At 66.4% G+C, this 12,694-nt stretch carries 12 protein-coding genes; 2 read left to right on the forward strand and 10 right to left on the reverse strand.

The window, feature by feature from the left end; genetic code table 11:
• Window position 1: 1 nt before the first annotated feature.
• The 7 genes from RVU70_RS07670 to RVU70_RS07700 all read right to left on the reverse strand — a co-directional run bounded on the left by RVU70_RS07670 (window position 2) and on the right by RVU70_RS07700 (window position 8,867).
• Window positions 2-748, reverse strand: a complete 747-nt coding sequence (locus RVU70_RS07670) for an electron transfer flavoprotein subunit beta/FixA family protein (protein ID WP_363350608.1) — start codon at window positions 746-748, stop codon at window positions 2-4.
• A 141-nt stretch (window positions 749-889) separates the two neighbouring features.
• A complete protein-coding gene (locus RVU70_RS07675) occupies window positions 890-1,735 on the reverse strand; it encodes a rhomboid family intramembrane serine protease (protein ID WP_363351263.1) in 846 nt (281 codons plus the stop codon).
• A gap of 63 nt (window positions 1,736-1,798) precedes the next feature.
• Window positions 1,799-3,226, reverse strand: coding sequence for a lipopolysaccharide biosynthesis protein (locus RVU70_RS07680; RefSeq protein ID WP_363350610.1), 1,428 nt, complete (start codon window positions 3,224-3,226; stop codon window positions 1,799-1,801).
• 157 nt (window positions 3,227-3,383) lie between these two features.
• Window positions 3,384-6,479, reverse strand: coding sequence for an isoleucine--tRNA ligase (gene ileS, locus RVU70_RS07685; RefSeq protein ID WP_363350612.1), 3,096 nt, complete (start codon window positions 6,477-6,479; stop codon window positions 3,384-3,386).
• A gap of 227 nt (window positions 6,480-6,706) precedes the next feature.
• Window positions 6,707-7,000, reverse strand: coding sequence for a hypothetical protein (locus tag RVU70_RS07690; protein WP_363350614.1), 294 nt, complete (start codon window positions 6,998-7,000; stop codon window positions 6,707-6,709).
• 80 nt (window positions 7,001-7,080) lie between these two features.
• Entirely contained in the window at window positions 7,081-7,779 is a 699-nt protein-coding gene (locus tag RVU70_RS07695; RefSeq protein WP_363350616.1) for an arylesterase, read from the reverse strand.
• A gap of 134 nt (window positions 7,780-7,913) precedes the next feature.
• Window positions 7,914-8,867: a bifunctional riboflavin kinase/FAD synthetase gene (locus tag RVU70_RS07700; protein WP_363350618.1), complete on the reverse strand. Its 954-nt coding sequence runs from the start codon at window positions 8,865-8,867 to the stop codon at window positions 7,914-7,916.
• A gap of 146 nt (window positions 8,868-9,013) precedes the next feature.
• Here RVU70_RS07700 and dps point away from each other — a divergent pair, with 146 nt between their 5' ends.
• Window positions 9,014-9,496: a DNA starvation/stationary phase protection protein Dps gene (gene dps, locus RVU70_RS07705; protein ID WP_363350620.1), complete on the forward strand. Its 483-nt coding sequence runs from the start codon at window positions 9,014-9,016 to the stop codon at window positions 9,494-9,496.
• A 7-nt stretch (window positions 9,497-9,503) separates the two neighbouring features.
• On the opposite strand, the gene RVU70_RS07710 is transcribed toward dps, so the two are convergent.
• Genes RVU70_RS07710 through RVU70_RS07720 form a run of 3 tightly spaced genes read right to left on the reverse strand, consistent with a single transcriptional unit; the run spans window position 9,504 to window position 11,661 of the window.
• Window positions 9,504-9,980, reverse strand: coding sequence for a MaoC family dehydratase (locus RVU70_RS07710; protein ID WP_363350622.1), 477 nt, complete (start codon window positions 9,978-9,980; stop codon window positions 9,504-9,506).
• A gap of 56 nt (window positions 9,981-10,036) precedes the next feature.
• A complete protein-coding gene (locus tag RVU70_RS07715; protein WP_363350624.1) occupies window positions 10,037-10,945 on the reverse strand; it encodes a TIGR01459 family HAD-type hydrolase in 909 nt (302 codons plus the stop codon).
• On the reverse strand, window positions 10,945-11,661 hold the full coding sequence (locus RVU70_RS07720; protein WP_363350626.1) for a carbonic anhydrase: 717 nt from the start codon (window positions 11,659-11,661) through the stop codon (window positions 10,945-10,947). The genes RVU70_RS07715 and RVU70_RS07720 overlap by 1 nt, the downstream gene beginning before the upstream one ends.
• Before the next feature lie 135 nt (window positions 11,662-11,796).
• Here RVU70_RS07720 and RVU70_RS07725 point away from each other — a divergent pair, with 135 nt between their 5' ends.
• Entirely contained in the window at window positions 11,797-12,666 is an 870-nt protein-coding gene (locus RVU70_RS07725; RefSeq protein WP_363350628.1) for a CoA ester lyase, read from the forward strand.
• Window positions 12,667-12,694: the final 28 nt, after the last annotated feature.

Raw genomic sequence — 12,694 nt, forward strand, 5'->3', positions numbered from 1 at the left:
TTTAGAGAACTCCCGCTTCCTTGAGCTTCGAGACGAGTTCGGCGACCGAGCCGACCTTCACGCCCGCCGAGCGGGACGCAGGCTCTGCGGTCTTCAGCACTTCGAGGCGCGGCGCGATGTCGACGCCATAGTCGGACGGCGCCTTGACGGCGACTTCCTTCTTCTTCGCCTTGATGATGTTGGGAAGGCTGGCGTAGCGCGGCTCGTTGAGGCGCAGGTCGGTGGTGACGACGGCGGGGAGCTTCAGGCTGACCGTCTGCAGGCCGCCGTCGATCTCGCGCGTGACGTCGACCGAGCCGTCGGCGACGTTCACCTTGGAGGCGAAGGTGCCCTGGCCCCAGCCGAGCAGGGCCGCGAGCATCTGGCCGGTCTGGTTGGAGTCGTCGTCGATCGCCTGCTTGCCGAGAATGATGAGGCCGGGCTGCTCCTCCGCGGCGATTTTCGCGAGGATCTTGGCGACCGCCAGCGGCTCCACCGTCTCGTCGGTCTTGACCAGAACGCCACGGTCGGCGCCCATGGCGAGCGCGGTGCGCAGCGTCTCGTCCGCCTTGGCCGGGCCGATGGAGACGACGACGATTTCTGTCGCCTTGCCGGCTTCCTTGAGGCGCAGCGCCTCTTCGACGGCAATTTCGTCGAAGGGATTCATGGACATTTTGACGTTGGCGAGATCGACGCCGGAGCCGTCGGGCTTGACCCGGATTTTAACGTTGTAGTCGACGACCCGTTTAACGGGCACGAGAATCTTCATCGCGCGACCCCTGGAGATGACGGCGGACGCTATCGCGCCCCTGACCTTGTAAAACTGTGGCGGTCTGGTAACGGGCGTCCGCGCGCAAGTCAAACGAAGAGGCTCGAGCCGGGCCCGAGCCCTCGTCCGGCCTTAAATTTTTTAGCCCTCGAGTCCGGTTTCCTCGGGCGGAGCCGTTTTCTCGCGCGGCGGCGCGGGCGGCGCGCGGTTGGGGCCGCGGTCGAACAGCGGATGGCTGCGCCTTTTGAAGATCGGCGTCAGCGCCAGCCCGGCGACGATGCCGCCGACATGCGCCATCCAGGCGACATGGCTCTCGCCGCCGCCCCAGCTGGCGTTCACGAGCTGCAGCGCCGCCCAGGCGCCAATGAACAGAAAGCCCGAGGCGTGAAAGGCGAAGAGCGGCGGCTTCAAGCCGAAGAGCGGCCGCGTCGGCGACCTCGACCCGTCGGCGAGGGTGATGAGCCAATAGGGGAACATGACAAAGGTCAGCGGCGGGAAAAAGCCCGTGACCGTCGCGCGCGGATAGAGCAGCAGAAAGGCGGCGCAGACCCCCGAAATGGCGCTCGACGCGCCGACGAGCGGCGTGATCGATTGAGGCGTCGCATAGATATAGAAGACGCCGGCCATGATCCCGCAGGAGAGATAAAACAGCAGATAATGCAGCGAGCCCATGGCGTCCTCGACATTGTCGCCGAAGACGTAGAGGAAGAGCATGTTGCTGCCGAGATGCAGGAGCGAGGAGTGGAAGAAGAGCGCGGTGACCAGAGTCGCCGGCGCGGGCGGCCCCACCACCCAGTCGGCGAGATTGGCCTCGCCGAACAGCACCCTCGGAATGATTGCGAATCCGCGCATGATGGTCAGCGGATCGCCCAGCGCCTCGCTGTGGACCAGGAGGAAAATGACCACATTGATGGCGATCAGCGCATGATTGACGATGGGCCGCTTCAGATGGCGCAGCGGCGCGTCGTCGTAAAGCGGCATGACCATCGGTGACACCTCGTCCTGTTCCCGAACAACCCAATGCCTAACATAAGCGCGCCCGCGCCCATGTCACGCTCTTGCGCGGCGCGCCCGCACCCAGGCGAGGACGTAAGCGCGCAGCCCGACGATGTCGAAGATGAGAACCATCGCCCCGTAAATGGCGACGCCGGCGGCGATCTGCAGGATCAGCGTCGGAAAGCCCGGCGCCATGCCGCGCATCGGCGTCAAAGCGAGGAACATCACGGCCGTCCCGACGATGGCCGCGGAAAGATCCCAAAAGGACGGCCAGACGGGTTGGGCCCTCAGCGCGAAATAAATCGTCGCCGCCAGGGCGGCGACATAGCCCGCCGCCTGGGCGACGGCGAGATTGGAGGCGTCTTTTCCCCAGGGCAGGACGAACAGGAAGAGAGTCGAGACAAGGGCGGCCGCGACGGCCGCGACGACCAGCGGCGCCGTGCGCTTGCTGATCTGGAAAACAGGGTTCACCCCGAAATTGATCATGCCCATGGCGAAGAGCCCGGGCAGCAGCAGGCCGAGATAATGGCCGAAGGGGCCGCGGAATTGCCCCGGCACGATCAGCGCCTCGACCGAGGGCATCACGAGCCATAGCCCGACGCAGGCCGGCAGCAGAAAGGCGAAGACGACGCCCATGTTGTGCGCGACCTGCTCCCGCGCCCGGCGTTCGCCGTGCTCCTCATGGGCGGCGACGGCGATCTGAAACAGCAGGACGTCGAGCGCCGAGCCAAAGGCCATGACGGCGCGCAGGCCGAGGTCATAGGCGAGGGCGAACTGGCCGGTTTCGGCGAAGTCGTACACGCTCGCGACGATCGACCGCGCCGCGAGCGGCATGACCTGATAGAGCAGATGCGCCGCGACAATGGGCGCGCTATAGGCCATGAGCAGCTTCACGGTGTCGATTTGCGCGTCGCGACAGCGCACGCCCGGGTCGCGCAACGCCTCGCGGGCGAAAAACACCGTGCCCAGCAGGCTGACGACGCCGCCCGCAAGCGCCACGCCCGCCGAACGGAAGAGCCAGGCGCCGGCGCCGATGAGGACGAAGGCCAACAGGTTCTTGACGAGAACCAGCCGCCCATAAGCGGCGTCCTCGAAGCGCGCGCGGGCGAGCGCCGTCGAATAGTCGAACAGTCCATTGGCCGTCGCCGTGAGGAGCGCGAGCAGGATGAGTTCATTGTCGAAGTCGAGCCGCGGACCGATGAGCGAATATAGAACCGTCGTGACGAACAGAAACAGCGTGACGGCGAGAAACGACGTGCCGAGCGTCGAGCGGATGATCGGGTCGTTCTCGCGCGTGCGCTGGGAGTAGAAGCGCGTCGCGGAAAGCCGCAGCCAGTCATAGAGCGCCGTCTGCACCACGACGGCGATGGAGAAGGCGAGCGCGAACCGCCCGTATTCCTCGGGGCCGAGAAATTTCGCGACCACCAGGCCGATAATGAAATTGGTGATGGTGTTGGCGAGGAAGGCGAGGAGGACTTTCACGTCAAGCCGGGCCCCCCTCCCCGAACCGGCGGTCTGGGGAAAAGATCGTTGCTCGCCCGATGGGAGATGCGAATGTCGCCGCCTTGCCATCCGTCCCGGCAAGGGGGAGGGATGGGAACCCCTTCATTCGGCGCATGGGTGAGTCCATGGTCGCCGCTCAGCCGCTCCAGCGCCCGAGCGCCTTCAGTTCGCGCAGCGCCTGGGCGTCGCGCGGCGTGACGTCCGGAAAGTCCGGCTCGGCCGTCGTGGGGTCGAAATATTTCCAGGAGCGGGCGCATTTGACGCCCGGCGCTCGTCTCGGGACCACGGCGACGCCGCCGACCTCGGGCAGCCGGAAGGCCTCCGCCGGCCCGTCGCCGGCGACGATCTCGATGTCGGAGACGATGCAGATCTCCGCGAAATCGACCCCGTCCAGCTCCATGCGCAGCTTGCCGTCGGCGATATAGACGAGCGGCGCGGCCTCGAGCGACGATCCGATGCGCTTTTGCGCGCGCTCGATCTCGAGCGCTCCGGTCACGACCGAGCGGATGGCGCGCACGCCCTCCCATTTCCTCGCCAGCGCCTCGTCGCGCCAATGGGACGGAACGTCGGGGAAGGTCTCGACATGCACGGACAGGGCGTCCGGATAGCGCGAGAGCCACGCTTCCTCCGCCGTGAAGACGAGGATCGGCGCGAGCCAGGTCGTCACGCAGCGGAAGATATGCTCGATCACGGCGAGCGCCGCCTTGCGCTTCACGCTCGACGGCGGCTCGCAATAGAGCGCGTCCTTGCGAATGTCGAAATAGAAGGCGGAGAGATCCGTCGTCATGAAGGGCGTGAGCAGCGCCACGACGCGCTTGTAGTCATAGGCCGCATAGGCCGAGCGGATGTGGGCGTCCATCTCGACAAGGCGATGCAGCATCAGCCTTTCGAGTTCGCTCGCATGCGCGAGCGCGGCTTCGTCGTCGGCGCCGTAATGGGCGAGCGCGCCGATCATCCAGCGCAGCGTATTGCGCAATTTGCGATAGAGATCGACAAAGGTTTTCAAAATCTCTGGGCCGACGCGCAGATCGTCGGCGTAATCCGAGGCCGCGACCCACAGGCGCAGAATGTCGGCCCCCGAATCGGCGATGACCTTTTGCGGCGCGACCACATTGCCGAGCGACTTCGACATCTTGCGGCCCTTCTCGTCGAGCACGAAGCCATGCGTCAGCACGGCGTCATAGGGCGCGCGGCCGCGCGTGCCGCAGCTTTCGAGAAGGGAGGAATGGAACCAGCCGCGATGCTGGTCCGAGCCTTCGAGATACATCACCTCGTCTTCCCCGCCGTCGCGCTTTCTGTGAATGCCGGCGAGCGCGGGGAAGTTCTCGGGATCATCGAGCACGAAGGCGTGGGTCGACCCTGAATCGAACCACACGTCGAGAACGTCGGCGACTTTCTCGTAATCGTCGGGATCATAGTCGGGCGCAAGGAAGCGTTCCGCGGCGCGCGTCTCGTACCAGGCGTCGGCGCCTTCCTGCTCGAAGGCCGCGACGATGCGCGCGTTCACGCGGGCGTCGACGAGAATCTCATGCGTGCCTTTCTTGACGAAGACGGCGATCGGCACGCCCCAGGCGCGCTGGCGCGAGACGACCCAGTCGGGTCGATTCGCGATCATGCCGCGAATGCGGTTCTCGCCGGCCGCCGGCGTCCATTGCGTGCGCGCGATTTCTTCGAGGGCGATCTCGCGCAGCGTTGGTCGATTTCCGCGGCCCTCGTCCTTCGAGACGGCCCTTCGGGCTTCCTCAAGATGAGGGTTCGGGACGGCCCCTTGGGCCTCCTCGGGATGAGGGTTCGGGACAGCCCCTTGGGCTTCCTCAAGATGAGGGTTGGATTGAGCGAAGGGCCGATCCATCGCAATGAACCACTGCGGCGTATTGCGGAAGATGACCGGCTTCTTGGAGCGCCAGCTGTGCGGGTATTGGTGCTTGAGTTTGCCCCGCGCGATCAGATTGCCGGCTTTTGCCAACTCCGCCATCACGGCGTCGTTGGCGTCGCCCTTTTCTCCCTTTTCGGTGAGCACGCGCTTGCCCGCGAAGCCCGGCGCCTCCGGCGTATAGAAGCCGTCCGCGTCGACCGTATAGGGAATGCGCGTCTCGACGCCGCTCTCGGCGAGACGGCGGCCGTTCGCCATCCAGATGTCGAAGTCCTCGCGGCCGTGGCCGGGCGCGGTATGCACGAAGCCCGTGCCGGCGTCGTCGGTCACATGGTCGCCGTCGAACAGCGGCACGTCGAAGGCGTAGCCGAGATGCGCGAGCGGATGGGCGCAGACGAGGTCGGAGAGCTCCGAGGCGGCGACGTCGCGCAGACGCTCGAAGCCTTCGACCTTCGCCGCCTTGAAGACCTCGGGAGCAAGCTTGTCGGCCAAAATGAATTTGGCGCCCGGAAAAGCCCAGTTGTTCTCGGGCGCCTCCGTCACGCGGTAGAGGCCATAGGCGATCTTCGACGAAAAGGAGATCGCGCGATTGCCCGGCAGCGTCCAGGGCGTGGTGGTCCAGATCACGACGCGCGCATCGGAGAGATCGGCGCCGGCGCCGCGCGGGATCGGGAAAGCGACCCACACCGTGTCGCTCGTATGATCCTCATATTCGACTTCGGCCTCGGCGAGAGCGGTCTTTTCGACGACCGACCACATCACCGGCTTGGAGCCGCGATAGAGCAGGCCGTTCTCGGCGAATTTCAAGATCTCGCGCGCGATGATCGCCTCGGCCGGATAGGCCATGGTGGCGTAGGGGCGATCCCATTCCCCGGCGACGCCGAGGCGCTTGAACTCCTCGCGCTGCACCGAGAGCCAATGCTCGGCATAGGCGCGGCACTCGCGGCGGAAGGCGATCATTTCGTCGGGTCGCGAGAAGTCGGGCTTCTTCTTGCCTTTGGCGCGGTAACTCTCTTCCTCGATCTTCCATTCGATCGGCAGGCCGTGGCAGTCCCAGCCCGGCACATAGACGCAGTCCTTGCCGGTCATGCGCTGGCTGCGCGTGACGACGTCCTTGAGGATTTTATTGAGCGCGTGGCCGATGTGAATGGCGCCATTGGCGTAGGGCGGCCCGTCGTGCAGGGTGAATTTCGGCCGGCCCTTCGCCGCGTCGCGCATCTTCTCGTTGAGGCCGATCTCCCGCCAGCGCTTCAGAAGTTCGGGCTCGCGCTGCGGCAGGCCGGCGCGCATCGGAAACTCGGTTGCCGGCAGATAGAGGCTCTTGGAATAGTCGGGCCCCTTGGGCGTCTCGTCGTTCATGGGTTCGCTAAACCGGGGTCGGGCGGCGCCGGGTGGGCCGGCAAGGTCCGCGTCACATAAAGGATTTGCGTAAGGAGCGCCAATCGCGCCAAAACCCGGACCCGACGCGAGACAAAGGCCTCAAGCGTGGGCCGGGCCGGTAATTCGTCTGCGCCAGGGGAACCGCATGCCTCTCTTTAGCAAGCGGCGCCCCTGCGGAAAAGCTCAAAAACCCGATGAAATCTCGCCTAGCGGAGGCGCCGGAACGGGCCGAAGCCGAGCTTGTGGGCGATCCACGCCCCGGCCCCGAGCAGAACGACCGCGGGCGCGAGGATGAGGAAGAGGCTCGAGAGGAAGAACAGGCCGAGACCGATGAAAACGAGCAGGGCGACGCCGAGGAGCAGGCTCTGGAACGGGCCCAGCTTGACGAATTTCACTTCGCCGGAGCCCGAGGAAATCCAGATGCGCGAGGTCGCGAAATCGTCCTCCGGCTTTTTTCCGGGCGGAATGATCTCGATCTCGCCTCTCGGCTCGTCGCTCATGACGCTATAACTCCCTCTTGCTGGCGCAAAGATAGGGGCTGGGCGGCCGGCCCGCAACGCCGCGCCGGCCGCCGCGGCGTCTAGCGGGCGCGCCGACCCGCGTAGCCGTAGCGTCCATAGGCGCCGAAGCCGTTCCCGGCGCCGTCGAGCGCCCGAAGCTCGCGGTCGACAAGCGGCGCCATGCGCGCGGCGATCACCTCGGACCCGGCGGCGTTGGGATGCGCTCCGTCCCTTTGCATCAGACGCGAATTGCCGAAGGCGCCGTCGAGGAAAAACGGATAGAGCGGCACCTTCTCGCGTGCGGCGAGCGCAGGGTAGAGCGAGTCGAAGCGCTGCTTGTAGGTCGGATCGCGCTTCGGCAGCGACAGCATGCCGGCGAGGATGACTCGCGCGCCTTGCGCCTTGCTATGCGCGATGATCGTCTGCAGATTGCGGTAGACGACGCCGGGTTCGACGTCGCTTCTCATGTCGTTGCCGCCGAGCTCGACGATCACGAGATCCGCCCCGCGGCTGAAGGCCAGCGGAATGCGATCCACGCCGACGGCCGTATCGTCGCCGGCGCGCGAGCTGTTCATGACTTGCACGTCGCCGTGTCCGCGGCGATAGAGCTGCCGACGCAGCGACCAGGCGAAGCCGGTTCCTTCCGGCAGATCGAAGCCAGAGGCCAGACTGTCACCGAAGATGAGCACGCGCTTGAGAGGGCGCGCCTGCGCCGCGTCCAAGCAGGCGAAAAGGAAGAGAGAAAGTAAAGCGGCCAGGAGCCGCTCGGCGCCGCGCATGATCATCCTCCATGCCGGAAGCAGTCAGCCCTGCAAGGAGGCTAGGGCCGGCTCAGCGCGGACCAAGCGAAGCGGGAGCAACTTTCTTTACGAGGCTTGCGCTGTTTGGCGGAGAATGTCAGCTCCGGGAAGGACTATCGTTTCGCGAGGAGCGCGCGCGCCAGGGCGCTGTCCGCGTCCATCTGGGCGATCAGCGCCTCCACGCTGTCGAATTTCTGCTCGCCCCTGAGGAAAGCGTAGAACGCGACCTCGACTTCTTCGCCATAGAGGTCGCCGGAAAAACCGAAGACGAAGACTTCGAGAAGGGGCGCGCCATTGTCGAAGGTTGGACGGCGTCCGAAGCTCGCGACGCCGTTGCGCACGACCCCGTCGATCTCGATCGTCACGGCGTAGACGCCGTGACGCAGGCGGTTCGAGGGGTCGAGCGCGAGATTGGCGGTGGGGAAGCCCAAGAGCCGCCCGCGCTTGTCGCCATGGCGCACGACGCCGCGCACGAAAAAGGGGTGGCCCAGGAGCCGGCGGGCGGCTTCGACGTCGCCGGCCTCCAGCGCCTCGCGCGTTGCGGTCGACGACACCGCCTCCAGGCTGCCCTCCTCGTCCTGGGTGATCCTGTCGACGATCTCGACGGCGAAGCCGAGCCGCGCGCCCTCGGCGCGCAGGAAGTCGGCGTCGCCGGCGCGGCCGGCCCCGAAACGAAAGTCGTAGCCCGCGACGGCGGCCGAAACGCCGAGCTTCTTCTTCAAGATCTCCTCTGTGAACTCCCGCGCCGGCCGCGCGGCGAAGCTGCGCGTGAAGCTGAGCACGATCATGCCGTCGAGGCCGAGCCGGGCGGCTTGCGCCGCCTTGGCGGCGGGCGGGGTGAGGCGGAAGATCACCGGCCGGCCGGCGAAGACGTCGGCCGGATGCGGCTCGAAGGTCAACAGCGCGCAGGGCTTGCCGAGTTTTTTCGCGAGCGCCTGGGCATGCGCCACGACGCCGCGATGGCCGCGATGCAGCCCATCGAAATTGCCGATGGCGACGACGGCGCCCTCGAGCCCCTCGGGCGGGCGTTCGGGGTCGGAGGCGACAATGAAGGAAGGTTTTGTCACGAGCTGATCCGATCGGCGGCGCGGGGCGTCAAACTGCCGTGCGGCGGGCCTGAGCGCAAGGGGACCGAAAAATTCGCCCGCCTGGACTCGCGCGCCCCGGGGGGCGCCATAGCTTAGGGGACGAGCCCGGAGCAGCGAGGAAGATCATGAAGCTTCGCAACACCCGCAACGATCTGCCGTCGAATTCGAAAACGGCCGTGGTCGCCATGCTCAACGCCCGTCTCGCCGACGCGATCGATCTGTCGCTCGCCACCAAACAGGCGCACTGGAATCTGCGCGGTCCGCAATTCATCGCCGTTCATGAAATGCTCGACGGCTTCCGCACCGAGCTCGACGCCCATGTCGACACAATGGCCGAGCGCGTGGTCCAACTTGGCGGCGTCGCGATGGGCTCGACCCAGGCCGTCGCTCACGCGACGGATCTCGACCCCTATCCGCTCGACCTCGTGGCGGTGGAAGATCATCTCGGCGCGCTCGCCGACCGCTACGGCAAAGCGGCAAACTCAGTGCGGGCAGGAATCGAGACGGCGGAGAGCGCGGGCGACGCCGACAGCGCCGATATTTTGACGAATTATTCGCGCGCGCTCGACAAGTCGCTCTGGTTCATCGAAGCGCATTTGACCCAGTAAAGCCGCGTCACGCCGTCGCCGGCTTCTCCGCCGGCGGCGCCGTGCGGGCGGCCTGTTCGCGCGAGGGGACCATGACCAGCGCCTCGCCGTCGAGCACGACCTTGCCGTCGACGAGACACTCGCATTTGAGCTTGGCGCGGCGGCCCTTCTCGACGAGCTCCACGACTTCGACGACCACGGTGATGACGTCGCCGATCTTGACCGGCGCGCGGAAATTCAGCGTTTGCGACAAATAGACGGCGCCCGGCCCGGGCAGATACATGCCGATGACCGTCGAAATCAGCGAGGCGGTGTAAAGGCCGTGGACGATGCGCTCGCCGAAGCGCGTCTTGGAGGCGAAATGGTCGGAGAGATGGATCGGATTGCGGTCGCCCGAGAGATCGGCGAAGGCGATCACGTCGTCGTCCATCACCGCCTTCATCAGCGTTTCGCGCATGCCGACGCTCAGATCTTCGAAATAATAGATTTTGAAGGGCGTCGACATCTTCGTTTCACCGGATCGTTGTAGAGTTGGACGGACAGAGGGCCCGACGCCCCCTTTTACCAGAAAACCGCGCGGGCCAAAGCGACGGGACGCGCGCCCGCCGCCGCGATGAGGCGTTCGAGCGCCGACGGGTCGACCTGCTCTCCGCTCGGGCGCAGCTCCTCGCCATGCACGCCGTCGGTGATGAAGACGCAGTCGAGCCCGGCCCGCCCCGCGCCGGCGAGGTCTGTCAGCGCGCCGTCGCCGACGGCGACAATGCGCGAATCCGCGACCGGCCGGCCGGCGAGACGCGCCAGCCGCTCGCGGGCGGCGGCGTAGACCGGCGGATGCGGCTTGCCGAACATCAGCACCTTGCCGCCCATCGCGGCGTAGCGCTCGGCGAGCGCCCCCGCGCAATAGACGAGGTCGTCGCCAATGGCGACGACAATGTCCGGATTGGCGCAGAGCATGACGAGATCGCGCGCTTTCAAAGCGGCGAGGCGCTCGTCGTAATCTTGCGGCGTTTCGGCGCGCTCCTCCAGGAGTCCGGTGCAGACGACGTAATCGGCCTCCTCCGGAGAAACCTTTCGCACCGGCGCGCCGAGGCGGCGGCCCGCCTCCTCGAAGAGCCCGTTGTCGCGCGGCGGCCCCAGGTGATAGCAGGCCTGCCCCTTGCGTGAGACCATTTCGCGCAGCGTCAGCTCGCCCGCGGAGACGAGATCGTCGAAGGCGTCTTCCGGCAGGCCAAGCCCCAGCAGCTGCCGGCGCACCTCGGCGTCGGGGCGCGAAGCGTTGGTGACGAGCAGGACGCGCCCGCCCGCGGAGCGAAAGCGCCGCAGCGCGTCGGCGGCGGCGGGAAAATGCTTCTTGCCGTCGATGAGCACGCCCCAGACGTCGCAGAGGATCGCGTCGTAGCGTCCGGCGATGTCACGCAGTCCGCCTATTTCCGGAATGCCGGCCGCCCGCGCGGCGGCTGCCGCCTGCATCAAAATCGCGCCTCCTCGAGGGCCGCGGCATGGGCCTTCGCCGCCACGGGTCGAAATTCGCCCGAGGCTTCGTGGAGCGCGAGCAGGCGGCCGTCCATCACGCTGAAATAAGCCGCGTGAAGATGCAGATAGCCGCGCCGCTCGAGAATTTGCACCATGGGGAAGCTGCGCAGATGGACGAGCGTCTGCTTGATCGATTCGAATTCGAGCTTCTGGAGATAGGCGGGGTCGTGCGGGTCCGGCGTGCGGCCGAGACGCTCGACCGCCGGCGCCAGCATCTTGATCCAGTCGCCGATGAAGTCGCTGTGGCTCAAACGCGGGGCGTCGGGATTGACCGAAATCTCGGCGAAGGCGCGCACGCCGCCGCATTGCCCGTGGCCGAGCACGACGATGTGGTGAACCTCGAGCGCCATGATGGCGTATTCGAGCGCGGCGGAGGCGCCGTGGAAATGGTCGTCCGGCTCATAGGGCGGCACGAGCGCCGCCACATTGCGCAGCACGAAGAGCTCGCCGGGTCCGGCGTCGAAGATCGCCTCGGGCGCGACGCGCGAGTCGCAGCAGCCGATCACCATGGTCGTCGGCTTCTGGCCCCTGATCGCGAGCGTCCGGAAGCGGGCCTGCTCGGCGCGGAATCGCCCGGCCAGAAACACCTCGTAGCCCTCCACAAGGTGTGGCGGGAAGCTGCTATCGAGCGCCGCTTTGTCGTCGGGTTGCATCTTGTGCCGTTCCGGAAAGGGGGTCACCGGGGCCGCCGCGCCCGGAGGCGGATGGCGTAGACGCCTCTTATTGTGTAGGAGAGCCGGCGCGGCAAGAGAAAGATCACCCTTTCGATACCTTCGAGCGAGCAAAACATGATTTCCAAACTGAAGCGTAGCGTGCTGGCCATGCCGGGCTCCAACGCCCGCGCGCTGGAAAAGGGCAAGACCCTCAAGGCCGACGTTCTGATGTTCGAGCTCGAAGACGGGGTGGCCGAGGCGGCCAAGGAGACGGCGCGGGCGCAGGTCGCCGAGGCGGTGAAGGGCGGCGGCTACGGCGACCGCCAGATCGTCGTGCGCGTCAATGCGCGCGGCTCCGAATGGTACAAGCCCGATATCGCCGCGATCGCGCCCACCGGACCGGACGCCATCGTCATCCCCAAGGTGAACTCCCGCGACGACATCCTCAAGGCCGCGGCCGACATCGTCGCGGCGGGGGCGCCCTTCAAGACAAAGCTCTGGGCGATGATCGAGACGCCCCGGGCGATTTTCGACATCGAGAAGATCGCGAGCGCCGCCGACGACCCGGCCTCGCGCCTCGAAGCGCTGGTGCTGGGGCCTAACGACATCGCCAAATCGACCCGCGCGCGCCTCACGCCCGGCCGTCCGGCGCTCCTTCCCTGGCTCTCGGCCGGCGTGCTCGCCGCGCGCGTGCACGACATCGAGATCATCGACGGCATCTACAACGACTTCAACGACGAGGCCGGCCTGCGCCGCGAGGCGGAACAGGGCCGCGACATGGGCTTCGACGGCAAGATGCTCATCCACCCGAACCAGATCGCCCCGGTCAACGAGATCTTCGCGCCCTCCGCCGAGGAAGTGGACTTCGCCCGCCGAATTCTCGCCATCTTCGAGGAGCCCGAAAATCTCGAAAAGGGCGTGGCGCAGATCGACGGCAAGATGGTCGAACGGCTCCATCTCGACATCGCCCGCCGTACGCTCGCGCTCATGGAAGCCGCCGGCTAGCGAAACGGCGGAAAGCCTGTTTCGCGAG

The sequence above is a fragment of the Methylocystis echinoides genome, from assembly GCF_040687965.1.
GTDB classification, from domain to species: Bacteria; Pseudomonadota; Alphaproteobacteria; order Rhizobiales; family Beijerinckiaceae; genus Methylocystis; species Methylocystis echinoides_A.

Excerpts from the sequence above, each read along its gene's own strand:
- RVU70_RS07670 (WP_363350608.1), bottom strand. The coding sequence starts at position 748 with ATGAAGATTCTCGTGCCCGTTAAACGGGTCGTCGACTACAACGTTAAA.
- RVU70_RS07675 (WP_363351263.1), bottom strand. The coding sequence starts at position 1,735 with ATGGTCATGCCGCTTTACGACGACGCGCCGCTGCGCCATCTGAAGCGG.
- ileS (WP_363350612.1), bottom strand. The coding sequence starts at position 6,479 with ATGAACGACGAGACGCCCAAGGGGCCCGACTATTCCAAGAGCCTCTAT.
- RVU70_RS07690 (WP_363350614.1), bottom strand. The coding sequence starts at position 7,000 with ATGAGCGACGAGCCGAGAGGCGAGATCGAGATCATTCCGCCCGGAAAA.
- RVU70_RS07695 (WP_363350616.1), bottom strand. The coding sequence starts at position 7,779 with ATGCGCGGCGCCGAGCGGCTCCTGGCCGCTTTACTTTCTCTCTTCCTT.
- dps (WP_363350620.1), top strand. The coding sequence starts at position 9,014 with ATGAAGCTTCGCAACACCCGCAACGATCTGCCGTCGAATTCGAAAACG.
- RVU70_RS07710 (WP_363350622.1), bottom strand. The coding sequence starts at position 9,980 with ATGTCGACGCCCTTCAAAATCTATTATTTCGAAGATCTGAGCGTCGGC.
- RVU70_RS07715 (WP_363350624.1), bottom strand. The coding sequence starts at position 10,945 with ATGCAGGCGGCAGCCGCCGCGCGGGCGGCCGGCATTCCGGAAATAGGC.
- RVU70_RS07720 (WP_363350626.1), bottom strand. The coding sequence starts at position 11,661 with ATGCAACCCGACGACAAAGCGGCGCTCGATAGCAGCTTCCCGCCACAC.
- RVU70_RS07725 (WP_363350628.1), top strand. The coding sequence starts at position 11,797 with ATGATTTCCAAACTGAAGCGTAGCGTGCTGGCCATGCCGGGCTCCAAC.